Annotated in this window: 23 protein-coding genes; 11 read left to right on the top strand and 12 right to left on the bottom strand. The window is 71.9% G+C overall.

Annotation, left to right across the window (positions count from 1 at the left end):
- Positions 1–55: 55 nt before the first annotated feature.
- The 5 genes from RI578_RS07665 to RI578_RS07645 form a co-directional block, all read right to left on the bottom strand.
- Positions 56–700: a TIGR04222 domain-containing membrane protein gene (locus RI578_RS07665; protein ID WP_310870383.1), complete on the bottom strand. Its 645-nt coding sequence runs from the start codon at positions 698–700 to the stop codon at positions 56–58.
- 67 nt (positions 701–767) lie between these two features.
- Positions 768–1,019, bottom strand: coding sequence for a hypothetical protein (locus tag RI578_RS07660; protein ID WP_310870382.1), 252 nt, complete (start codon positions 1,017–1,019; stop codon positions 768–770).
- Between the two features lie 450 nt (positions 1,020–1,469).
- Positions 1,470–2,948: a catalase gene (locus RI578_RS07655; protein WP_310870381.1), complete on the bottom strand. Its 1,479-nt coding sequence runs from the start codon at positions 2,946–2,948 to the stop codon at positions 1,470–1,472.
- A gap of 178 nt (positions 2,949–3,126) precedes the next feature.
- Positions 3,127–4,017, bottom strand: a complete 891-nt coding sequence (locus RI578_RS07650) for a 2-hydroxy-3-oxopropionate reductase (RefSeq protein WP_121749895.1) — start codon at positions 4,015–4,017, stop codon at positions 3,127–3,129.
- 48 nt (positions 4,018–4,065) lie between these two features.
- Positions 4,066–4,905 (bottom strand): TIM barrel protein, encoded by an 840-nt coding sequence (locus RI578_RS07645; protein ID WP_310870380.1) that lies wholly within the window; start codon positions 4,903–4,905, stop codon positions 4,066–4,068.
- Positions 4,906–5,044: 139 nt separating this feature from the next.
- Here RI578_RS07645 and RI578_RS07640 point away from each other — a divergent pair, with 139 nt between their 5' ends.
- The 8 genes from RI578_RS07640 (at position 5,045) to RI578_RS07605 (ending at position 12,310) form a co-directional block, all read left to right on the top strand.
- Positions 5,045–5,311, top strand: a complete 267-nt coding sequence (locus tag RI578_RS07640; RefSeq protein ID WP_310870379.1) for a hypothetical protein — start codon at positions 5,045–5,047, stop codon at positions 5,309–5,311.
- Positions 5,308–5,676, top strand: coding sequence for a helix-turn-helix domain-containing protein (locus tag RI578_RS07635; protein WP_310870378.1), 369 nt, complete (start codon positions 5,308–5,310; stop codon positions 5,674–5,676). Before RI578_RS07640 ends, RI578_RS07635 begins: the two co-directional genes overlap by 4 nt.
- A gap of 167 nt (positions 5,677–5,843) precedes the next feature.
- A complete protein-coding gene (uraD, locus tag RI578_RS07630) occupies positions 5,844–6,353 on the top strand; it encodes a 2-oxo-4-hydroxy-4-carboxy-5-ureidoimidazoline decarboxylase (RefSeq protein WP_310870377.1) in 510 nt (169 codons plus the stop codon).
- A 2-nt stretch (positions 6,354–6,355) separates the two neighbouring features.
- Entirely contained in the window at positions 6,356–6,757 is a 402-nt protein-coding gene (gene uraH, locus RI578_RS07625; RefSeq protein WP_310870376.1) for a hydroxyisourate hydrolase, read from the top strand.
- A gap of 7 nt (positions 6,758–6,764) precedes the next feature.
- Complete coding sequence (gene pucL / locus RI578_RS07620) at positions 6,765–7,700, top strand: factor-independent urate hydroxylase (RefSeq protein ID WP_121749901.1); 936 nt, start codon at positions 6,765–6,767, stop codon at positions 7,698–7,700.
- Positions 7,701–7,764: 64 nt separating this feature from the next.
- A complete protein-coding gene (locus RI578_RS07615; protein WP_310870375.1) occupies positions 7,765–9,177 on the top strand; it encodes a nucleobase:cation symporter-2 family protein in 1,413 nt (470 codons plus the stop codon).
- Between the two features lie 70 nt (positions 9,178–9,247).
- Positions 9,248–10,648: an 8-oxoguanine deaminase gene (locus RI578_RS07610; RefSeq protein ID WP_310870374.1), complete on the top strand. Its 1,401-nt coding sequence runs from the start codon at positions 9,248–9,250 to the stop codon at positions 10,646–10,648.
- A 276-nt stretch (positions 10,649–10,924) separates the two neighbouring features.
- A complete protein-coding gene (locus RI578_RS07605) occupies positions 10,925–12,310 on the top strand; it encodes a nucleobase:cation symporter-2 family protein (RefSeq protein WP_310870373.1) in 1,386 nt (461 codons plus the stop codon).
- 108 nt (positions 12,311–12,418) lie between these two features.
- Here the strand turns inward: RI578_RS07605 and RI578_RS07600 are convergent, their stop codons facing one another.
- From RI578_RS07600 to RI578_RS07585, 4 genes are read right to left on the bottom strand one after another with little or no spacing between them, the layout of a single operon-like run.
- Positions 12,419–12,841 (bottom strand): acyl-CoA thioesterase, encoded by a 423-nt coding sequence (locus RI578_RS07600; RefSeq protein WP_310870372.1) that lies wholly within the window; start codon positions 12,839–12,841, stop codon positions 12,419–12,421.
- Between the two features lie 57 nt (positions 12,842–12,898).
- Entirely contained in the window at positions 12,899–13,555 is a 657-nt protein-coding gene (locus tag RI578_RS07595; RefSeq protein ID WP_310870371.1) for a hypothetical protein, read from the bottom strand.
- A 49-nt stretch (positions 13,556–13,604) separates the two neighbouring features.
- Positions 13,605–14,204, bottom strand: a complete 600-nt coding sequence (locus RI578_RS07590; RefSeq protein ID WP_310870370.1) for a histidine phosphatase family protein — start codon at positions 14,202–14,204, stop codon at positions 13,605–13,607.
- A 10-nt stretch (positions 14,205–14,214) separates the two neighbouring features.
- Positions 14,215–15,423, bottom strand: coding sequence for a pyridoxal phosphate-dependent aminotransferase (locus RI578_RS07585; RefSeq protein WP_310870369.1), 1,209 nt, complete (start codon positions 15,421–15,423; stop codon positions 14,215–14,217).
- Positions 15,424–15,511: 88 nt separating this feature from the next.
- On the opposite strand from RI578_RS07585, the gene RI578_RS07580 reads away from it, so the two are divergent.
- Positions 15,512–16,153 (top strand): helix-turn-helix domain-containing protein, encoded by a 642-nt coding sequence (locus RI578_RS07580; RefSeq protein ID WP_310870368.1) that lies wholly within the window; start codon positions 15,512–15,514, stop codon positions 16,151–16,153.
- An 86-nt stretch (positions 16,154–16,239) separates the two neighbouring features.
- On the opposite strand, the gene RI578_RS07575 is transcribed toward RI578_RS07580, so the two are convergent.
- The 3 genes from RI578_RS07575 to RI578_RS07565 all read right to left on the bottom strand — a co-directional run bounded on the left by RI578_RS07575 (position 16,240) and on the right by RI578_RS07565 (position 19,870).
- Positions 16,240–17,043, bottom strand: coding sequence for a hypothetical protein (locus tag RI578_RS07575; protein ID WP_310870367.1), 804 nt, complete (start codon positions 17,041–17,043; stop codon positions 16,240–16,242).
- Positions 17,043–18,308 carry a VWA domain-containing protein gene (locus RI578_RS07570; RefSeq protein ID WP_310870366.1) on the bottom strand — a complete coding sequence of 422 codons (1,266 nt, stop codon included), beginning with the start codon at positions 18,306–18,308 and terminating at the stop codon, positions 17,043–17,045. Before RI578_RS07570 ends, RI578_RS07575 begins: the two co-directional genes overlap by 1 nt.
- Before the next feature lie 62 nt (positions 18,309–18,370).
- A complete protein-coding gene (locus RI578_RS07565) occupies positions 18,371–19,870 on the bottom strand; it encodes an IucA/IucC family protein (RefSeq protein WP_310870365.1) in 1,500 nt (499 codons plus the stop codon).
- Positions 19,871–19,973: 103 nt separating this feature from the next.
- Here RI578_RS07565 and RI578_RS07560 point away from each other — a divergent pair, with 103 nt between their 5' ends.
- On the top strand, positions 19,974–21,509 hold the full coding sequence (locus tag RI578_RS07560; RefSeq protein WP_310870364.1) for an IucA/IucC family protein: 1,536 nt from the start codon (positions 19,974–19,976) through the stop codon (positions 21,507–21,509).
- 30 nt (positions 21,510–21,539) lie between these two features.
- Positions 21,540–22,454, top strand: a complete 915-nt coding sequence (locus tag RI578_RS07555) for a HipA family kinase (RefSeq protein WP_310870363.1) — start codon at positions 21,540–21,542, stop codon at positions 22,452–22,454.
- Positions 22,455–22,490: the final 36 nt, after the last annotated feature.

Genomic DNA, 22,490 nt, shown 5'->3' with positions numbered 1-22,490 from the left:
GCACCACGAGAGCGGCCCGTTCCTGACGAACGGGCCGCTCTTTCGCGTGCCCCGCTCAGTCACCGCCGCCACCACCTCCGCCCCCGCCGCCGCAGTAGTACGCCATGCCGCCTCCCGAGCCGCTTCCGCGTTCGGGCGGTGAGTGCTTGAGCAGGCCCTTGTCCGTCACCTCAACCCGGTCGGTGAGCCCGGCCCGCAGAGCGAAGCGGGGCAGCAGGACGCGCAGGGCGGCCACGTCGTGCAGGGCGACGGCGAGCAGCCTGTCGTCGGCCGTCAGACCGCGTCGGCTCGTGGGCAGCGGATGTGCCTCCCGCAGGGCCCGCACCCGGCGGCGGGCGGCACGGGTCGGACCGAGCAGCGGGTAGCGCAGCAGCCCGGCCTCCGCCAGCGGGATGCGCATCAGCGCCACCGCCAGGCGGACGTCCGGGTGCCGGGTCAGCCTCCTTGGCGCGAGGGGCTCGTGGAGGGAGCCCCACACCGCTTCCGCCAGCGGCGGGAGAGGCACCGCGGCCGCCCCCGGCCCCGACGACAGGGCCCGTACGGTGCCGGGCGGGCCGGCGTCCAGGGCACCGCGCAGATACAGGTCCACCACGGCGACGGTCACGGCGGCACGGGGGCCGCCCCGCAACAGCGCGACCTCGTGCGGTGCGAGCCGGACCGTCCTGCCGTCGTGCCTGCCGTCGTCCCCGTCGTCGCCCATGAGACCACCCCCGAGAGCACCCCGTGTGCCCGGGGTTGTGCCCGCTGCCGGGGGCACCTACGCGCGTTCAGCCCTCGTGGTGCTCGTGGTGCTCGTGCAGTCCCGGCCAGTCGTCCGGGCCGCCGCCCTGCCACTCGACCAGCTCGCTCTCCGCCACGTCGGTCACGTACAGGTCGGCCAGCCGCAGCAGCTCGGCGACGTCGTCGACGTGCGAGGCGACGCCCAGCGTCTCGTCACCGGAGGTGACCCGGCGGGAGCCGTCGAGTGCGGGGGAGTGGACCACGATGTGCGGATGCTCGGGTGGGTGTGCCGTTGCCATGCCTTCAGGCTGCTGCGCGGGCAGCCGATCCGCACCCCGGCGAACGCCGAGAAGCGCCGGATGCGGGACCGTCCGCATCCGGCGCTGCTCAGCCGGTGAAGGTTCTTCGCGTGATGTCACGCTGTGTCACGTGGTGTCCGTCCGACAGCGCGAGGCTGGGCGCGACAGGTCGTTCGCGCCGCCGGACGGAGTTCTCGGGCCCCTTCTCGCGAAGGGGCGGGTGGTGGCTGGGACCGCGGCGGTGCGACGGGTCCGGAACGCCTCTCCCCTCAGGTCGTAGGAGAAGCTTCCGGGCCCTTCACCACCGCACTGGCTCGCAGGCCGCCGCGGTCCTCGCCCTGCCCGCGCCGGCACCGGGCGGCCACCCCTCATCCGGGCCACTCCGGCGCCTGCGCGGGCCGCGCGCACGGTCCCGGCCTCCCCGCCGGGTCCCGCGCGCGAGCCGGTGGATCAGTCCTCGCGCAGGGAGCGGACCGCCTCCTCCACACGCTTGCCGTACTCGGTGTCGGCGGCGTGGAAGTGCGCGAGGTTCTTCTCGACCACGTCGTTGCGGGAGACCTGGGACAGGCCGCCGGCGATGTTCGCGATCAGGCGCTTCTTCTCGTCCTCGGACATCAGGCGGAACAGCTCGCCCGCCTGGAAGAAGTCGTCGTCCTTGGTGTGCTGCGGCGCCTCGTGGGTGCCGGTGTGGCCGGACACCGCGAGCGGGGCCGCCAGCGCACGGCCGGTCTCGACCGGGCCGTCGTAGGAGTTCGGCTCGTAGTTCTTGGCGCCGCGGCCCTGCGCGTTGGCGGCCATCAGACCGTCGCGGCCGTAGTTGTCCGCGCCGCCGAGCACCGCCTTCGGGGCGTTCACCGCGAGCTGGGTGTGGTTGACGCCCAGGCGGTAGCGGTGCGCGTCCGCGTAGGCGAACAGGCGGCCCTGGAGCATCTTGTCGGGGGAGGGGCCGATGCCCGGAACGAAGTTGTTCGGGGAGAACGCGGCCTGCTCGACCTCGGCGAAGACGTTGTCCGGGTTGCGGTCCAGCACCAACCGGCCCACGCGCTTGAGCGGGTAGTCGGCGTGCGGCCACACCTTGGTCACGTCGAACGGGTTGAAGCGGTAGTTCGCCGCGTCGGCCACCGGCATCAGCTGCACGTGCAGCGTCCAGGACGGGTACACGCCCCGCTCGATGGCCTGCACCAGGTCCGTCTGGTGCGAGGTCGGGTCCTCGCCCGCGAGCTTCGCGGCCTCGTCGGCGGTCAGGCAGCGGATGCCCTGGTCCGTCTTGAAGTGGTACTTGACGAAGTACGACTCGCCCTTGGCGTTCGTCCACTGGTAGGTGTGCGAGCCGAAGCCGTCCATGTGGCGGTACGACGCCGGGATGCCGCGGTCGCCCATCAGCCAGGTGATCTGGTGCGTGGCCTCGGGGGAGTGCGCCCAGAAGTCGAAGACGTTGTCCGGCTCCTGACGGCCCGAGAACGGGTCGCGCTTCTGCGAGTGGATGAAGTCGGGGAACTTGATCGGGTCCTTGATGAAGAACACCGGGGTGTTGTTGCCGACGAGGTCGTAGTTGCCCTCTTCGGTGTAGAACTTCAGCGCGAAGCCGCGCGGGTCGCGGACCGCGTCCGCGCCGCCCAGCGAGTCGGCCACGGTGGAGAAGCGCAGGAAGACCTCGGTGCGCTTGCCGACGGTGTTCAGGAAGTCGGCGTGCGTGTAGTCGGTGACGTCGTCGGTCACCTCGAAGTGGCCGTAGGCGCCGGAGCCGCGGGCGTGCACCACGCGCTCCGGGATGCGCTCGCGGTTGAAGCGGGCCAGCTTCTCGATGAGGTGCTGGTCCTGGATCAGGAGGGGGCCGCCGATGCCGGCGGAGGCGGAGTTCTGGTTGTCTGCGACCGGGGCGCCGGACTCCGTGGTGAGAGTCCGCGTCGTGAGCACGCGCTGCGACATCGGGGACCTTCCGTGCGAGTGGTCAGCGGAAAACTGTTTCCGCTTCGTGGAGCCTAAGTTCGGGTGAGATGCACGTCAACAGTTTGTTGAAGTGGGTTCCGGGTGGCGTCGCCGCTCGGGCGCGACAGGACAGGTGTCAGCGACGGCGCCACCCGGAGGTCTCGTGAGGTGCCCGCGGTCAGACCTGGGCGCCGGACAGGCGCTCCACGGCCCGCAGCAGGGCCGAGTGGTCCAGGCCGCCGTCACCCTGGGCGCGCAGCGAGGCGACCAGCTGGGCGACCGTGGCGCCGACCGGCAGCGCGGCGCCGACGTTGCGGGCGGCGTCGGTGACGATGCCCATGTCCTTGTGGTGCAGGTCGATGCGGAAGCCCGGCTTGAAGTCGCGGTTGAGGAAGTTGTCCTTCTTCCGCGTCAGCACGGTCGAGCCGGCCAGGCCGCCGTTGAGGACGTCGAGGGCGGCCTTCAGGTCCACGCCCGACTTCTCCAGGAAGACCACGGCCTCGGCGCACGCCTGGATGTTCACGGCGACGATCAGCTGGTTGGCGGCCTTCACGGTCTGACCCGAGCCGTGCGGACCGCACAGCACGATGGTCTTGCCCAGCGCCTCCAGGAGCGGCTTGGCCTCGTCGAAGTCGGCCTGCTCACCGCCGACCATGATGGACAGCACGGCCTCGATGGCACCGGCCTCGCCGCCGGAGACGGGGGCGTCCAGGACGCGGATGCCCTTGTCCTTCGCGGCCTTCGCGAGGTCGACGGAGGTCTGCGGGGTGATCGAGGACATGTCGACCAGCAGCGCGCCGGACTTCGCGTTCTCCAGGATGCCGTCGGGGCCGTAGGCGATGGCCTCGACCTGCGGCGACGCGGGCACCATGGTGACGACGACGTCCGCGTCGCGCACGGCCTCGGCGATGGAGCCGGCCACGGTGCCGCCGGCGGCGGACAGACGGTCCAGCTTCTCCTGCTCCAGCGTGAAGCCGGTGACCTGGTAACCCGCCTTGATCAGGTTCTCCGACATGGGGGATCCCATGATGCCGAGACCGATCCAGGCGACCTTGGGAAGCGTGCTCATGATGGATGCCTCTCTGAAAATCTCTGGAAAGTTCGTGCGGTACGGCGCTCAGCGGGCCGCGCGGGCCTCGGCGGGCAGCCAGGAGAAGGCCTCGGCGCTGGGGTTGTCGCCCGGCTTGTACTCCAGGCCGACCCAGCCGTCGTAACCGGCCTTCCTCAGCTGGTCGAGCAGCTCCTCCAGCGGGAGGGAGCCCGTGCCCGGGGCGCCGCGGCCGGGGTTGTCGGCGATCTGCACGTGGCCGGTCTTCGCGGCGTACTGCTCGATCACCCGCGGCAGGTCCTCGCCGTTCATGGACAGGTGGTAGAGGTCCATGAGGAACTTGGCGTTGCCGAGTCCGGTGGCCTCGTTGACCTTGTCGACGACCTCGATCGCGGCCGGCGCCGAGACCAGCGGGTACAGCGGCGACTCGGGCTTGTTGAGCGCCTCGACCAGCAGGATCGCGCCGATCCGGTCGGCCGCGCGGGCGGCCAGGACCAGGTTCTCCAGCGCGAGCCTGTCCTGCTCGGCCGGGTCCACGCCCTCGACGCGGTTGCCGTACAGGGCGTTGAGCGCCGTGCAGCCCAGCGACTTCGCGAAGCCGGCGGCCACGTCGATGTTGGCGCGGAACCGGTCCGACTCCTCGCCGGGGACCGACAGGGCGCCGCGGTCGGGGCCCGGCAGCTTCCCGGCGTAGAAGTTCAGCCCGGTGAGCTGGACGCCCGCGTCCTCGATGGCCTTCTTCAGGCCGTCGAGCTCGGACTGCTCGGGGGTGGGCGAGTCGATCCAGGGCCACCACAGCTCGACCGCGGTGAAGCCGGCCGCGGCGGCGGCCGCGGGACGCTCCAGGAGCGGGAGTTCCGTGAAGAGGATCGACAGGTTGACGTTGAAGCGCTGGTCTGCGAATCCCATCGGATGCCGCGCTCCCTTCCGTTTCGATCTAGTTCCGCATTACGGAAGTTCGTTTCTGCTTAATGGAAGATTGCCGTCGGTCGACGGAGCTTGTCAAGAGGGGGCGGCGGAAACGGTCACCGCGCGTTAGGTTGACCGGGTGCGATTGAGAGTGGAGTTCACGACCGAGCCCTTCGACCTGGAAGAGGCACCCGCGCACGCGGTGGTGGCCCGGGAGGTCGTCGAGGCCGCGGAGCTGGACGAGGTCGACGTCGGCCCGTTCGGCAACACCGCCGAGGGCGGTGCCGACGCGGTACTCACCGCCGTGGACGCGCTGCTGCGCCGGTCCCTGGAGGCGGGCGCCACCAGGATCTCGCTCCAGGTGAACGTGGTCGAGGAGAGCGCGGGCGGGGAGGGTGAGCGGTGACCGGGCCGGGGGAGGAGCCCTTCATCGCGGCCGTGAAACCCCTGGTCGACGCCATCGGCGGCGAGATACTCCCGCCGGACGAGGCCGGCCAGGACGACGTGGTGCTCTCCTGGGAGGGCGCCGATGCCGTCGCCGTACGCCTGCCGCAGCTCGCCGACTCCCTGGACCACATCCTGGCCGCCATGGAGCGCCGGGAGGGCAGGCCGCTGGCCGAGCTCGACCGGCGGAGCAAGCAGGAGGTCGTGCGCACCCTGGAGGCGCGTGGCGCCTTCTCCGTGCGACACGGCGTGGAGACCGTCGCGGGCGCACTCGGTGTCAGCCGGTTCACCGTGTACAACTACCTCAACCGCGAGAAGGGTGCCTGACCGGAGAACGGCGTCTGACCAGGCACGACCTCATGAACGGCAAGCCGCCGTCCGGTTACCGGGCGGCGGCTTTCGTCACCCCGAATTTTCAACAAAGTGTTGACGGCTTGTTTCCGAGGGCGTTAGCTATCGGCACGCCCGTTCAGCACAAGGCCACGGAGGCTCCCGTGACGTCCACTTCCGCGTCGGGCCTGGCCCGTTTCAACACCCTCGAGGAGTCCGCGGCACTCGCGGAACTCCACGAGGCGTGTGCCTCCACGGCGTGGGCCCGGCAACTGCTCGCAGCCCGCCCCTTCGCCACCCCCGAGGACCTGTACACCGCCAGTGACGCCGCCATGGCCGAGCTGACGGCGGACGACCTCGCGGAGGCGATGGCCGGGCATCCGCCGATCGGCCGCCCCAAGCCGGGCGACCCGACCTCGTCCCGCGAGCAGGCGGGAATGGCCGGCGCCGCCGAGGAACTCAAGGCGGAGATGCTCGAACTCAACCTGGCCTACCAGGAGAAGTTCGGCCACGTCTTCCTCATCTGCGCCACCGGCCGGACCGGCGAGCAGATGCGGGACGCGGCTCTGGAGCGGATCGGCAACTCGCCCGAGCAGGAGCGAGAGATCGTCCGCACCGAACTGGGGAAGATCAACCGCATCCGCCTGAACCGACTCGTCGAACAGGACGCCTGACCATGAGCACCAGCACCACCGCCTCCGTGTCCACGCACATCCTGGACACCAGCGTCGGCCGCCCCGCCGAGGCCGTCGCCGTCCGACTCGCCGCCCGCGCGGGCAGCGAGGCGGACTGGCAGACGCTCGGCGGCTCCGCGACCGACGCCGACGGCCGGTGCAAGGACCTCCCGGCACTGCCGGAGGGCACCACACACGTACGGCTCGACTTCGAGACCGAGACGTACTTCGCCAAGAAACAAGCCGCGGCCCAGCAGGACGCCCCCGCGCTCCGGGACAGCGAGAACGGCCGGCCGGTGTTCTTCCCCGAGGTCACCATCACCTTCGCGGTGGTGCCCGGGGAGCACTACCACGTTCCGCTGCTGCTCAACCCGTTCGGCTACTCCGTTTACCGAGGGAGCTGACCGACACATGACCCGTTTCGTCCTGGGACAGAACCAGTACGGCAAGGCAGAGAACCGCGTTGTCAAGATCACGCGTGACGGCGACACGCACCACATCAAGGACCTGAACGTCTCCGTCGCCCTCTCCGGCGACATGGAGGAGGTCCACCGCAGCGGGTCCAACGCGAACGTCCTGCCGACCGACACCACCAAGAACACGGTGTTCGCCTTCGCCAAGGAACACGGGATCGAGAGCGCCGAGGACCTCGGCGTCAAGCTCGCCCGCCACTTCGTGGACAACAACGAGCCCATCCACCGGGCCCGCATCCGCGTCGAGGAGTACGGCTGGGAGCGGATCGAGACCTCCAAGGGCGGCGCCCGCTTCGTCGGCTCGGAGGAGATCGCCCACTCCTTCGTCCGCACGGGCCAGGAGACCCGCGTCGCGGAGATCACCTACGACGGCCACGGCATCCAGGTGCTCTCCGGCTTCAAGGACCTGACCGTCCTGAACTCGACCAACTCCGAGTTCTTCGGCTACCTGAAGGACAAGTACACCACCCTCAAGGAGGACTACGACCGGATCCTCGCCACCACCGTCTCCACCTGGTGGCGGCACAACTGGGACGGCGTCGACTCGCACGCCCCGGACTGGGACCGCTCGTACAACGGTGTGCGCAAGCACGCGCTCCAGGCGTTCGCCGAGACCTACTCGTACTCGCTCCAGCAGACCCTCTTCGAGATGGGTGTGCGGGTGCTCAACTCCCGCGACGAGGTCGACGAGATCCGCTTCTCGATGCCCAACAAGCACCACTTCCGCTCGGACCTGTCGCCCTTCGGGATCGACAACGAGGCCAAGGACGGCGCCGTCTACTACGCCGCCGACCGTCCGTACGGCCTGATCGAGGCCACCATCCTGCGGGACGGTGCCGAGCAACTCATCCCGGTCGACATGACCAACCTCTGACGCGGACAGCGCGCCCCCGGCCGGCCATCCGGACCCGGGGGCGCGCCACACCGGAGGAAACAACATGGCACTGCCTGCGAAAGGGCCCGTCACAGGCCCGGGTTCCACCCCGCCGGTGCACAAGGAGGACGCCGTCACGTCCGTGCACCCGGTGGACGAGAAGCTCCACCCCTCACGGCTCGTCCCCGCCGCGCTCCAGCACATCGCCGCCATGTACGCGGGCGTTGTCACTCCTCCGCTCATCATCGGCCAGGCCTGCGGACTCGACCTCGAGGGCCGCACCCGGCTGATCGCCGCGAGCCTGCTCATCGCGGGCATCGCCACCCTGATCCAGACCATCGGCGTCAAGGGCTTCATCGGCAACCGCCTGCCCTTCGTCAACGCCGCCTCCTCGGCCGGCATCGCGCCCATCCTCGCCATCGCCGAGACCAACGGCGACGGCCGCCAACTCCCCGCCATCTACGGCGCGGTGATGGTCGCCGGTATCTTCTGCCTCGCCGTCGGCCCGTTCTTCGGCCGACTGCTGCGCTTCTTCCCACCGCTGGTCACCGGCGTCGTCATCACCCTCATCGGCGTCACGCTGATGCCCGTCCCGGTCGGCTGGGCCCAGGGCGGCGACAAGGCCGCCGCCGACTTCGGCTCGATGCGCAACCTCGCGCTCGCCGCCTTCACCCTCGGCGTCATCCTCGTCATGCAGCGCTTCGGCAAGGGGTTCCTCAAGCAGGTCGCCCTGCTCTTCGGACTGCTCATCGGCACCCTGGTCGCCATCCCCGCCGGCATGGCCGACTTCAGCGCCCTGAAGTCCGCCCCGGTCGCCGCGCTGCCCACGCCCTTCGCCTTCGGCGCCCCCGAGTTCCAGCCCGCGGCCATCCTGTCGCTGTGCATCGTGATGCTGGTCCTGATGACCGAGTCCAGCGCCGGCATGCTCGCCCTCGGCGAGATCTGCGACCGCCGCGCCGACTCCAAGGTCATCACCCGCGGCCTGCGCACCGACGGCCTCGCCACCATGATCGGCCCCGTCTTCGGCGGCTTCCCCACCTCCGCCTTCGCCCAGAACGTCGGCGTCGTCTCCCTCACCCGGGTACGCAGCCGCTACGTCGTCGCCGTCGCCGGCGCCACCCTGCTGGTCCTCGGCGCCTTCCCGGTCCTCGGCGCGGTCGTCTCCCTGGTCCCGATGCCGGTCCTCGGCGGTGCGGGCATCGTGCTCTTCGGCTCGATCGCCGTCAGCGGCATCCGTACGCTGTCCGAGGCCGGACTGGACGACAGCTCCAACATCATCCTGGTGGCCGTGGCGCTCGGCGCCGGCATCATCCCGCTGGCCGCGCCGACCTTCTACGCCGAGTTCCCGGCGTGGGCCCAGACCGTCCTCGGCTCCGGCATCAGCGCCGGTGCGCTCGTCGCGGTCTCGCTCAACCTGTTCTTCCACCATCTCGGCACCCGGAGCCGCCAGACGGTTCCGGCACTCAAATCCTCCTAGGGTCCTGCCGTGCCCTCCCCGTGGGTACTCACTCCCGCCCATGGGCCACACTGAAAGAGAAGGAAGCAGCATGGCAGCATCATCGGCAGCCGAGCGCGTGGCCGAGCGCGTGGTCATCGAGAACTGCGCGATCGCCACGGTGGACGCGGGCGACACCGAGATCGCCTCGGGCCACCTGGTACTCGCCGGCAACAGGATCGAGTCCGTCGGCGCGGGACAGGCGCCCCAGGGCCTTGAGAACGTGGTCCGCCGGATCGACGCGACCGGTCACCTGGTCACGCCCGGCCTGGTCAACACCCACCACCACTTCTACCAGTGGATCACCCGGGGTCTGGCCACCGACCACAACCTCTTCAACTGGCTGGTCGCGCTCTACCCGACCTGGGCGCGCATCGACGAGCCGATGGCGTACGCGGCGGCCCAGGGCTCCCTCGCGATGATGGCCCGCGGCGGCGTCACCACCGCCATGGACCACCACTACGTCTTCCCGCAGGGCTCCGGCGACCTGTCCGGCGCGATCATCCGCGCCGCCAGTGAGATGGGGGTCCGCTTCACCCTCGCCCGCGGTTCCATGGACCGCGGCGAGTCCGACGGCGGGCTGCCGCCGGACTTCGCGGTGGAGAGCCTGGACGGCGCGCTCGCCGCCACCGAGGCCACCGTCAAGGAGCACCACGACTCCTCCTTCGACGCGATGACCCAGGTGGCCGTCGCCCCCTGCTCCCCCTTCTCCGTCTCCACCGAACTGATGCGCCAGGGCGCGGAGCTGGCCCGCCGGCTCGGCGTGCGGCTGCACACCCACGGCTCGGAGACCGTGGAGGAGGAGAAGTTCTGCCACGAGCTGTTCGGCATGGGCCCGACCGACTACTTCGAGTCCACGGGCTGGCTCGGCGAGGACGTGTGGATGGCGCACTGCGTCCACATGAACGACTCCGACATCGCCGCCTTCGCCCGCACGAAGACCGGCGTCGCGCACTGCCCGTCCTCCAACGCGCGACTTGCCGCCGGCATCGCCCGCGTCCCCGACATGCTCGCCGCCGGCGTCCCGGTCGGCCTCGGCGTCGACGGCACCGCCTCCAACGAGTCCGGCGAACTCCACACCGAACTGCGCAACGCCCTGCTCATCAACCGCCTCGGCGCCCACCGCGAGGCCGCGCTGAACGCCCGCAAGGCGCTGCGGCTGGGCACCCACGGCGGCGCCCAGGTCCTCGGCCGGGCCGCCGAGACCGGCTCGCTGGAGCCGGGCAAGCTGGCCGACCTCGTGCTGTGGCGGATGGACACCCTCGCCCACTCCTCCATCGCCGACCCGGTGACCGCCCTGGTCTTCGGCGCCGCGGCCCCGGTCACGGCGTCGTTCGTGAACGGCCGCCAGATCGTCGAGAACGGCCGGCTGCTCACGGTCGACGAGGACGCCATCGCCCGCTCCACCCGGGACGAGGCGCGGCGCCTGGCGCGAATCGCGGCGCAGGGCTGAACGACCGGGCAGCCGGTCCGCCGGCCCGCCGGTAGTCACCCTCGTACAACTGAACACCACTAGATCTCCGGCCGGGAGGGACGGCTTCCGGCCGGTAGCCGTGGACCCGAGCGGGGTCCATGGCGGCCGTCTCCGGGGCGTGCGCCCATGCGCACGCCCCCGGAGCGGTCACCGTTTCCCCGAACGGCCCGTCACGGTCCCGCACGACCACCACCAGCACCACCTCCCTGACACCCGCGTCAGAGTCGACGTGTACCCGACCGGAGGAACGCCGCCGTGGCCGACCACCCTGTTGACGAGAAACTCCCGCCACTGAAAATGGCGACGACCGGCCTGCAGCACGTGGCCGCCATGTACGCCGGAGTCGTCGCACCACCCCTGATCGTCGGTGCGGCCATCGGCCTCACCGCCACCGAACTCACCTTCCTCACCGGCGCCTGCCTGTTCACCGCCGGCCTCGCCACCTTCCTGCAGACGCTCGGCATCTGGAAGATCGGTGCCCGGCTGCCCTTCGTCAACGGCGTCACCTTCGCCGGTGTCGCCCCCATGACCGCGATCGTCGCCTCCACCGAGGACAAGTCCGACGCGCTGCCGATCATCTTCGGCGCCGTCATCGTCGCCGGACTCCTCGGATTCATCGCGGCCCCCTTCTTCAGCAAGGCGATCCGCTTCTTCCCACCGGTCGTCACCGGCACGGTCATCACCCTGATCGGCATATCCCTGCTGCCGGTGGCCTTCGGCTGGGCGCAGGGCGCCAGTCCGGAGGCCGACGACTTCGGGTCCGCGACCAACCTGGGCCTGGCCGCCATCACCCTGGTCATCGTCCTTCTGCTGCGCCGCTTCACCCGCGGTTTCGTCAAGCAGATCGCCGTACTGCTCGGCCTCGTCGCGGGCACGCTCATCGCCATCCCGTTCGGTGTCACGGACTTCGGGCCGGTCGCGGACGCGAGCGTCGTCGGCTTCCCGACCCCGTTCCACTTCGGCGCCCCGCAGTTCCAGCTCGCCGCGATCCTCTCCATGTGCGTGGTGATGGTGGTCTCGATGACCGAGTCCACCGCCGACATGCTCGCCCTGGGCGAGATCGTGGACCGCAAGGCCGACGAGAAGACCATCGCGGCCGGCCTGCGCGCCGACACCCTCGGCTCGGCGGTCAGCCCGCTGTTCAACGGCTTCATGTGCAGCGCCTTCGCCCAGAACATCGGCCTCGTCGCGATGACGAAGATCCGCAGCCGCTACGTCGTCGCCGCGGGCGGCGGCTTCCTGGTCCTGATGGGCCTGTGTCCGATGGCCGCCTCGCTCATCGCCGTCGTGCCCCGGCCGGTCCTCGGCGGTGCCGGCGTGGTGCTGTTCGGCTCGGTCGCGGCCAGCGGCATCCAGACCCTGGTCCGGGCGAGCCTGGACAAGGACAACAACGTCCTGATCGTGGCGGTGTCCCTGGCCGTCGGCATCATCCCGATCGCGGCGCCGGAGTTCTACCACTCGTTCCCGGAGAACGCGAAGATCATCCTCGACTCGGGCATCTCGACCGGCTGTGTGGCCGCCGTCCTGCTCAACCTGATCTTCAACCACATCGGCCAGGGACGGGAGGCGGAGGAAGTGACCCATCCCATGGAAGCGGGGGAGGAGATCACCGAGGCGTCCCGCGCCGCGGCCACGCCGTGAGGCCGGGTGCCTTAAACACGCGGGTCGGCGCCTCGACGAGAGGCGCCGACCCGCACACGTCACCGCCCCCGCCGCCCGGAACCGCCGGACGCCTGGGCGTCGCGTCGGTCACAGACCGAACAGGCCCGGCCGCGCCGCCAGTTCCTTGAACCGCTGCCGCGGATCGGCCATCAGTTTGCGGGCGCCGAGGTCCATGAGCCCGCCGACGCCCTCGACCTCGGCCGCGACCGTGCCGTCCGCCTTGCGGATGATCTGCCGGATGCGGAACGTCTTGCCCTCGCCCCACTCGAACGCGCAGGTCACCTCGACCTCGTCGCCCGCGAGCAGTTCCCGCCGGAAGCGGATGGTCGTCTCCAGGGCCACGGGCCCCACGCCGCGGGCCACCAGGTCGGCCTGCCGGATTCCGGCCGCCCGGAGCAGCGACCAGCGGGCGTGCTCGGCGTAGTTCAGGTACACGGCCTGGTTCAGGTGGCCCTGGGTGTCGGTCTCGTACCCGCGGACGGTCACCGGCACGGAAAACGGCTCGCTCACCGCTACTGCCTCTCCTCGTGGACGTGCTGACGCCCGATCCTGACACGGCCGCGTCCGTCACACCTTGCGCGGGGACGCCAGCAGATAACGCACCCTGGTCCGTGGCTCCGTGTACTCACCGACCTGCCAGCCCGCGCCCTCCAGAGTCGCCCCGCAGCCTCGTAGCGCGGTGCCGTCGGGCCCGTACACGGCGACGGCCTCCGGCTGCGGTGTCGCGCGCACCCGGTACCCGTCACCGCCGTCCGGGCCGGCCGGCCGGTGTCCCGCCGCCTCCAGGGCGAGCGCGGCGGCCTGCACGAGATGCGTCCGCTCCCACCCGCAGGGCCGGTCCGTGCTCCCGTCGGAACCCGTCATCCGGCGCAGCTCCAGCAGCCCCTGCCAGGCGCTGCGCACCTCACGCAGCCGCGCGGGCCCGGCGTCGCCCGGCACGGCGTCCTCCCCGCCCACCCGCGCGGCGAACACCCCACCGGCGGCCGGCGCGGCGGACGGTGCCGCGGGCTCGGTCGTCGCCGGTGTCCGGGGCCCGGCGGGGGACTCCCGTATCCGATGCCCGGCCGGCGTCAGGAAGTGGTCGTGCGGCGGGCGCGGGTGCCGGAAGGCGAGCCCTCGCTTCACCAGCGCCGCGAGCTGCGCCTCCGTCCCCTTCAGACGCCCGGTCGCGGGGTCGGCGGCGTCGATGACACGCCGCTGCGCGGCGGTGGGCGACAGTGCCACGGCGTCCTCCCTCCCTCATCGGTGCCGCCGGTGGAGACGGCGACACCCCCTAGGACGGAGGTCTGACATTCCACGCGGCGATCACCGGCCGCCCGTGCTCGGTGCCCAGCCGGCACAGCGTCCCCGTGCCCAGCTGGAACAGGGCGCCGTCCGATGCCGGAAGCCCCAGGTGCCGCGCGGTCAGCACCCGCAGGAAGTGCCCGTGTGCCACCAGCACCACGCACCCCTCGGTGTTCGCGAACGCGGCCTCCACCTTGGCCAGCACCCGGTCGGCCCGCTCCCCGACCTGCTCCGGAGTCTCCCCGGGGTGGTCCGGCGGTCCCGCCGTGACCCCGTCCGTGAACAGGAACCAGTCCGGCCGGCTCCGGTGGATCTCGACCGTCGTGATCCCCTCGTACCCGCCGTAGTCCCACTCGTGCAGATCCGGTTCGATCCGCACCCCGTGCAGCCCGATCAGCTCCGCCGTCTCCCGGGCCCGCTGGAACGGGCTGACGAAAGCGGCCCCGATCCGGTGCGACCGGATCAGCGGTACGAGGCTCCGAGCCTGCTCCCGCCCGTTCTCGGTCAGCGGCACGTCCGTCAGCCCGGTGTGCCGCCCGGACCGTGACCACTCGGTCTCACCGTGCCGGACCAGAAAGAGATCACCCATGCCGCCCAGGCTACTGCCGGTACCCGCCCAGGAACCGTCCGATCCGCCCGATGGCGGCCTCCAGGTCGTCCGCGTGGGGCAGGGTCAGGATGCGGAAGTGGTCGGGGGAGGGCCAGTTGAAGCCGGTGCCCTGGACCACCTGGATCTTCTCCCGCAGCAGCAGGTCCAGGACGAACCGCTCGTCGTCGTGGATCCTGTGCACCTTCGGGTCGATGCGCGGGAACGCGTACAGCGCGCCCTTCGGCTTCACGCACGACACACCCGGGATCTCGTTCAGCTTCTCCCAGGCCACGTCCCGCTGTTCGCGCAGCCGCCCGCCCGGAGCCGTCAGCTCGCGGATCGACTGGCGGCCGCCGAGCGCCGCCTGGATGGCGTACTGGGCGGGCGCGTTGGCGCACAGCCGCATGGAGGCCAGCATGGTCAGGCCCTCCAGGTAGTCGCGCGCGTGCTGCCGCGGTCCCGTGACCACCAGCCAGCCGGAGCGGAAGCCCGCCACCCGGTAGGTCTTGGACAGGCCGCAGAAGGTCAGGACCACCAGGTCGGGGGCGAGCGCGGCGGCCGAGTGGTGCACGGCGTCGTCGTACAGGATCTGGTCGTAGATCTCGTCGGCGAAGACCATCAGGCCGTGCCGGCGGGCGAGGTCGAGGATGCCCTCGACGATCTCCTTGGGATAGACGGCGCCGGTGGGGTTGTTGGGATTGATGATGACGACCGCCTTGGTGCGGTCGGTGATCTTCGACTCCATGTCGGCCAGGTCCGGGTACCACTCCGCCTGCTCGTCGCACAGGTAGTGGACCGCCTTGCCGCCCGCGAGGGTCGTCACCGCCGTCCAGAGGGGGAAGTCGGGGGCGGGGATCAGGATCTCGTCGCCGTCCTCCAACAGGGCCTGTACGGCCATGGAGACCAGTTCCGAGACGCCGTTGCCGAGGAAGACGTCGTCCACGTCGACTTCCAGGCCGAGGGCCTGGTAGCGCTGGGCGACGGCCCGGCGGGCGGAGAGGATGCCCCGCGAGTCGGTGTATCCGTGCGCTCGCGGCAGCATGCGGATCATGTCCTGGAGGATCTCCTCCGGCGCCTCGAAGCCGAAGAGCGCCGGGTTGCCGGTGTTCAGGCGCAGCACGCTGTGCCCCGCCTCCTCCAGCGCGTTGGCCTGCTCGATGACCGGGCCGCGGATCTCGTAACAGACCTCGCTGAGTTTGTTCGACTGCCGGAACTCCATTGCGGCGCTTCCCCTCCGGTATCTGGTGTTGCTTGGTTTTACCAAGCAGGAGCTTGGAAAGTCCAACAACTTGTCTACACTGCGTCGCATGTCACCTCGCCGAAGCTACGACCAGTACTGTTCCGCCGCCCGCGCGCTCGACGCCGTCGGCGACCGCTGGACCCTGCTGATCGTCCGGGAGCTGCTCGCCGGTCCGCGGCGCTACACCGACCTGCACGCCGACCTGCCCGGCGTCAGCACGGACGTACTCGCCTCGCGGCTGAAGGACATGGAGCGCGACGGACTGACGACCCGGCGCCGGCTGCCCCCGCCCGGAGCGGCGTATGTCTACGAACTGACCGCTCGCGGGAGCGAGTTGCTGCCGGTGCTGGAGGCCCTCGGCGCGTGGGGCGCCGGCGAGCTGGGGGAGCGGAGGCCGACGGACGCCCTGCGGGCGCACTGGTTCGCGCTCCCCCTGCGGCGGGCCCTGCGGGAGGCCGGGGTGGCGGAGGGGCTCATCCAGGTCCGGCTCGAGGAGGGGAACTTCCACCTCTGCGCGGGCGGGGACGGGAAAGACCCCGTGTACGGCGACGGGTCCGCGCCGGGGGAGCCCGACGCCCTGCTCGTGCTGGACGCCGGGACCTGCGCCGCGCTCAGCCGTGGGGAGTTCGGCCTGCGGGACGCCGTGCGGGACGGCCGCGTCGCGGTGACCGGCGACGGAACGGCGGCCAAGGCGCTCCGGGAGGGGTGATACGGCGGAAGGCCCCACAAGGCCCGCCGGGGACGGGCCTTATGGGGCCTTCGGGAGCGGGCCTTATGGGGCCTTCGGGGGTGGCGTCAGACGCCCGGCGGTACCCGCCCAGGCCGTCCCGCCCCGCGGGTCAGCGCGTATCCGCCGATGCCCGCCAGCGCGGCCAGCACGCCGCCGATCCCGGTCCACACCCACCGGTCGGACCACCATCCGGAGGACCAGCCGTCGTCGGGCTCGATCGCGGACAGCACGGCCCCGCGTTCCGAGTCCTCCTCGTCCGCGCCGGACTTCATCGCCACGCCCGGCACCAGCGGCTCGGCCAGCGAACCGTCCACCGCCGCCGCGCCGCCCATGTCCTCGGAGTCCACCCGGACCTCGGCCGAGACCGGGACACCCAGGTCCGACGTCGGGAGGTTCACCGCCGTCAGCCGGATGTAGTACGTCCCCGGCAGCGGATCGTCGGCCCACGGCTCCGACCAGGCACGGACCGTGCGCAGCACGCAGGCCAGCTCCACGGACGAGGTGCCCGCCGCGGCGGTGCGGGACTGCGCGCCGTACTGACAGGCCTGGCGGCGGCGCAGGCCGTCGTACACGTCGATCCGCCAGGTCTCGGCGGCGTGCTTCTCGGGCAGCCGCACCGTGGCCTCGACGGTGGGGCGCTGCCCGGCGTCGGCCGGGAACGACCAGTACAGGTAGTCACCGGCGGAGCCGTTGGCCGTGGCCCGCTGCCCCTGCTCGATCTCGGTCGCCGTACGGAAGGCCGTGCCCGCCTCGGTCGGCGCGCCGGCGTCGTCCGACGGGCTCGCGGAGGGCGAGGAGTCGGCCGCCGCGGGGGACACGGCGAGCCCGAGCAGCAGCGCCGCGGCGCCCAGCACTCGTGTGAAGCGCATCAGTTGGTCCTCCAGACCGCGAACCGCCAGCGCGAGAGCCAGCCCCACAGCAGACCGGCGAGGAACCCGGCCAGGATCAGCGCACCGAGCAGCCACCAGCCGCGCCCGAGGCCGAAGGAGGCCACGTCGCCGGCGTCGCTCGGACCGTCCACGACGTCGACGGTCAGCTCCACCGGCAGCCCGGGCGTGGTCTTCACACCGGCGGCGACGGAGAAGGAGTTGGTGACCTGGAGGCACACGGTCTCGGCAGGGGCGTCCTCCTCGTCGCTCGCCGCCTTCGGATACCGCAGCCCCGTGGAGAGCACATCGGTACGGCCGTTGCCGGCCGCCTCGCCGCGCACGATCTCCCGGCCGTGCACCGTCACCGCCCGCAGCAGCACCCCGTAAGAGGGGTTCACGGCGCGGTCGGCACCCACGCTGACCGAGGCGCGCAGTTCCTGGCCCGGCTCCACGTCCACCCGGTACCAGCGCTGCCGGCCGAACTCCTCGCGGTCGGTGTACAGCCCCGATTTCAGCGTCGGCGCCTTCGCGCACGCGTCCGCGCCCTCGGTGGCGACCGGAGTCACCACCGGGTCGGCCGCGCGGTCCACCAACTGGTTGACCTTGTCGGTGAGTTCGTCGGTGTGCTCGACCGAGGTGTACGTCCCGCCGGTCGCCTCGGCGATGCAGCTGAGCTGCTGCCGCATCTTGGCGTTGGGCACCAGACCCAGCGTGTCGATGGTCAGCCCGATGCCCTTGGCGGCGATCTCCCGGGCCACCTCGCACGGGTCGAGCGGGGCGCAGGTGTCCTCGCCGTCACTGATCAGCACGATGCGCTTGGAACCGTCGCCGCCGTCGAGGTCGTCGGCCGCCTGGAGCAGCGCGGGGCCGATCGGCGTCCAGCCGGTGGGTGCCAGCGTCGCCACCGCCGTCTTGGCCTCGGTGCGGTCCAGCGGGCCGACCGGATAGAGCTGCGCGGTGTCCTTGCAGCCGGTCTTGCGGTCGTCGCCCGGGTAGTCGGCGCCCAGAGTCCGGATCCCCAGCCGCACCTCCTCGGGCGTCGCGTCGAGCACCTCGTTGAACGCCTGCTTCGCCGCGGCCATCCGGGTACCGCCGTCGATGTCCCGCGTCCGCATCGAACCGCTGACGTCGAGCACCAGGTTGACCTTCGGCGCGTCCTCGCCCGTGGGTTCACCGGCGGCCGCTGGGGCCGGGAAGGCGATCCCGGCCGTCAGCGCGGCGAGCAGGGCACAGGCACCCGCCGCCAGCCGTGTTCTTGTGATCATCGGCGGATCTTAATGATCAGTGGTGCCGGGCTCCAAAACGAGACCGCGACGACGCCCCGACTTCATTTCCAGTGCAGCGGATTGGGCAACTCCGCCCACAGATCCCCGGCGCCGCCCGACGAAGTACGCATCAGTGACAGGGCCTTCACCGGCAACGGCTCCCCGCACAGCGGCACGACGTCCGCCGTGCGCGGCAGTTCGCCCACGGCCGCCTCCATCGCGTCCCGCAGCGCCGCACCCGAGCCCGCCGTCGCCGCCAGGGCCCCTCCCACCAACGAGCCGAACAGCTTGCGGCGCAGCACCGGCGGGTCGTCGGTGAGCATCCGGGCGGGCAGGTCCGGGGCGTCGACGCCGTGCCGTGCGAGGCGGGCCGGGCTGACGCGGATGTCGGCCAGGTCGCGGTAGACCAGGCGCAGCGGCTCGCCCGCCGGGGACAGCACGACGAGGAGGTTCTGGCCGTGTGCCTCCAGGGCCACGCCCAGTTCCAGCGTGCGCAGTCCGACGGTGAGCGCGAGACGTGCGAAGGAGGCCAGCCACGCCGGGGAGCGGGGCAGCCCGGTGGTCGCCAGCGCGGCCACCGGTACGACGTACTCGCCCGGGGCCGCGTACGCCCGCGGCGACTCGCGCAGTACGGCGGCCAGGTCGGGGGAGTGGGCGGTGGCCGCGCCCAGCGTGCGGGTCACGTGCAGCAGGCCGTCCGTGCGGGCCGCCAGATCCTCACCGAACGACGACAGGGTCGCCGACGCGGCGATCGAGGCGATCGAGATGTCCCGTACGGAGGACGTCAGCCGGGTGCTCAGCGCGGTCTTGACGTGCGGTCCGCCGGGCACGGCGAGCGTGCGCAGGGACATCAGCGGGTGGGCGGCGAGCTGGTCGTCGCACGCTCGCTTGAGCACGTGCGCGGCCTGCCACGGGTGCACGGGCACCAGTACGTCCGCCCCGTCGCGCAGTCCCCGCGGCCACTCGCCCGTCATCAGGCACTCGGCCGCCGGAACCGGCACCAGCCCCAGCCCCACCACCGGTCCGTGCTCGGGCGCGTACGCGAGCTGCTCCGCCACCGAGAAGCCGGGTCGGGAACGGCAGCCGGGGTGGTACGGATGCCCGTCGACCACCCGCTGCTCCCAGGCCCAGTCACTGTCCGGCCACTCGTCCGGGTGATTCTCCCGGCCCGCCCGCGACAGCGCCAACGACGCGACACCGTGCCCGAGTTCGGCGGCGAACCCCGCGGAGTGCGGTACGGCGAGGTCCGTCATCAGCCGCGCCGGATCGTCGTACGGGACCTCGTCGAGCCGTACGACGCGGACGTAACCGTCCGTGCGGTACGGGTCGGCGGCCGGACCGGCCAGTCGGCGGCCGTCCCGGAGGCGCAGGACCAGTCCCTCCCCGACGGGCTCCCGGCCGGCGATCCACGGCAGGGGTTCATGGGCGAACGCCCGCCACAGCCGGGACAGCACGGCCGCGCGGGCGCCGGGCAGCTCGGCCGTGAACCGGGCGACCAGACCGGGGCGGACGGCCGCCAGCTCGTCGGCGACCTCGGCCTCTGCGCTGGGGGGACGATGCACGGGCGGGCTCCTCGGGTACGAGTAGGACGTCACGGCACACGGGCGACGACAGACATACTGATCGTCCCCGCCATCTCCGCCATGGACAGACCGTAGGGAACGAGTGGAACGCGTGGATCTCCTGCCCCCGCCCACCGGCGCCGACGCCGCCTCCCCGGACGACGTCGCGGAACGCGCCGACGCCCATGCGGCGGTGCCGCTGCTGAACTGCCTGCTGCGCGAGGTCGCCGAACCGCTGCCGGGCCCCGGCACCCGGCCGGTGTACCGGCTGCCCGGCGGCAGACTGCTGCGCGTACGCGGAGGCCGGCGACCCGCCGAGCCGGAGGTGCGCGCGGCGGACGGCTGGCACCGCGTCGGCCACACCGAGCTGGTGAAACTCGTCGCGGAGGAGCTGCGCCGGCACACGGGTCTGCCCAACCACGAACTGCCCACCGAGATGACCGACAGCCGGGACGCGGTGGCCGCGCTGCTCACGGCACGCGCGCGGGCGACCCCGCCCGAGGACCCGTATCTCCGCTCCGAGCAGTCCCTGCTCACCGGCCACACCCACCACCCCGCCCCCAAGGCGCGCGGCGGTGGCCCGCACGCGGGCTGGCTGCCGTACGCGCCCGAGGCACACGCCCGTTTCACGCTGCCGCTGCTCGGCGTGCGCGAGGACACGGTCGTCGACGAGGGCGACACCGCCGCCCTGGACGCCCTGGGCGAGGCCCCGCCCGGCTACCGGCTGCTCCCGGCCCACCCCTGGCAGCTCGACCTGGCCGGAACCGCCCTGGCCCCGGCCATCGCCGACGGCCGCCTCCTCCGGCTGGGCACGACCGGCTTCCCCACCTGGCCGACGGCCGCGATCCGCACGGTGTACGCCCCCGAGTACCTTCCGGGGCGCGACCTGTTCCTGAAGTTCAGCCTCGACGTGCGCATCACCAACGACATCCGCCGCCTGTGGCGCCACGACCTGATGAGACTGCGCCGCACCGACACGGCGGTCACCGAGGCCTTCGCCGCCATCGGGTCCCCGGCGGCCTGGCTCGGCGACCGCGGCTACCGCACCGCGGACTTCGCCTTCGAGGAACTGGCCGTCGTGGTCCGCGACGGACTGCGGGACCGCGTCCTGCCGGGCGCGACCCCGCTGCTCGCCGCCGCACTCGTCGAGGGCTTCCCGGGCAGCCCGCTGGAGGGCGCCACGGACCCGGCGGCCTGGTGGGAGGCCTACCTGGCCGCGGTCATCCCACCCGTGCTGACCGCCTTCGCCGACGACGGCGTCGTCCTGGAGGCGCACCTGCAGAACACGCTGGTCGCCGTGGACGCGGGCGGCACACCGGTACAGGCCCTGTTCCGGGACGCCGAGGGCGTCAAGCTGCTGCCGGACACCTCCCGGGCGGCCGGCTGGGAACGGCTGGTGTACTGCCTGGTCGTCAACCACCTCTGCGAGATCGCCGCCGCGCTGGCCGAGTACCACCCCCGCCTCGACCCGTGGCCCGCCGCCCGCCACGCCCTGGCCGGCCACGACCTGCCCGAGATCCCGGCCCTCCTCGCCTCGCCCACCCTCCCGGGCAAGACCAACCTCCTGCTGCGCTGGACGGGCGCGGACGGCGCCGACGCGCGGTACCGGCCGCTGCCCAACCCTCTGCTCAGGGCGTGAGTGTCAGCGGCCTGGCTTACCCTGGCCGGTGTGCTGCGCGACGTGACTGCTGTTCGATACGTGACCCCGCTGACGTCAGGCGGCTCCGTCCCCGGAGTCGTCGAGGCCGACGACCTCGGCACCTACGTCGTGAAGTTCACCGGCTCCGCGCAGGGCCGCAAAGCGCTGGTCGCCGAGGTGGTCGTCGGCGAGCTGGCGCGTGAGCTGGGGCTTCGGGTGCCCGAGTTGGTGCTCGCCCACTTCGACCCGTCGATCGCCGCCGACGAACCGCACCAGGAGGTGCGGGACCTGCTGAACGCCAGCGCGGGACTCAACCTCGGCATGGACTACCTGTCGGGCGGCGCCGACTTCACGCCCGAGGTCGCGGAAGTCTTCCCGGTGGACGCGGAGGAGGCCGGGCGCGTCGTCTGGCTGGACGCCCTCACCGTGAACGTCGACCGCACGGTGCACAGCTCCAACCTGATGGTCTGGCCGACCTTCGGCACCGCGCCCCCGCGCCTGTGGCTCATCGACCACGGGGCGGCCCTCGTCTTCCACCACCGCTGGGACGCCTCCGCACCGGACAAGGCGTACGACTTCCGCCACCACGCCCTCGGCCACTACGCGCCGGACGTCCGCGCCGCCGACGCCGAACTGGCGCCGAAGGTGACGGAGGAGCTGCTGCGCGAGGTGGTGGCGCGGGTGCCGGAGGCCTGGCTTACCTGTGAGGCCGGCTTCGACACGCCGGACGAGGTCCGGGGCGCCTACGTCGGCTATCTGCACGCGCGCGTCCGGGCCTCCCGCGACTGGCTGCCCACCGACTTCCCGACCCGCGAGGAACTCGCCGCCGAGAACGCCGCCCGTGCTGCGCGCACCCGGCGGGGCCGTCCCGACTGGCTCAAGCGAGTACCCGACCTGCACGGCAAGCCGCCCGCCGAGCAGGACTGGTCCGTGCACCTGGGCTGAGACGCGTCCGCGCCCCCGGTGCTGTGCGGTACCGGG

Origin of the sequence: Streptomyces sp. BB1-1-1, assembly GCF_031597775.1 — a bacterium.
In the GTDB taxonomy this organism is placed as follows: Bacteria; Actinomycetota; Actinomycetes; order Streptomycetales; family Streptomycetaceae; genus Streptomyces; species Streptomyces thinghirensis.
Note: the sequence above shows the minus strand (reverse complement) of the source record. Positions and strands in the feature narration are given on the sequence as shown.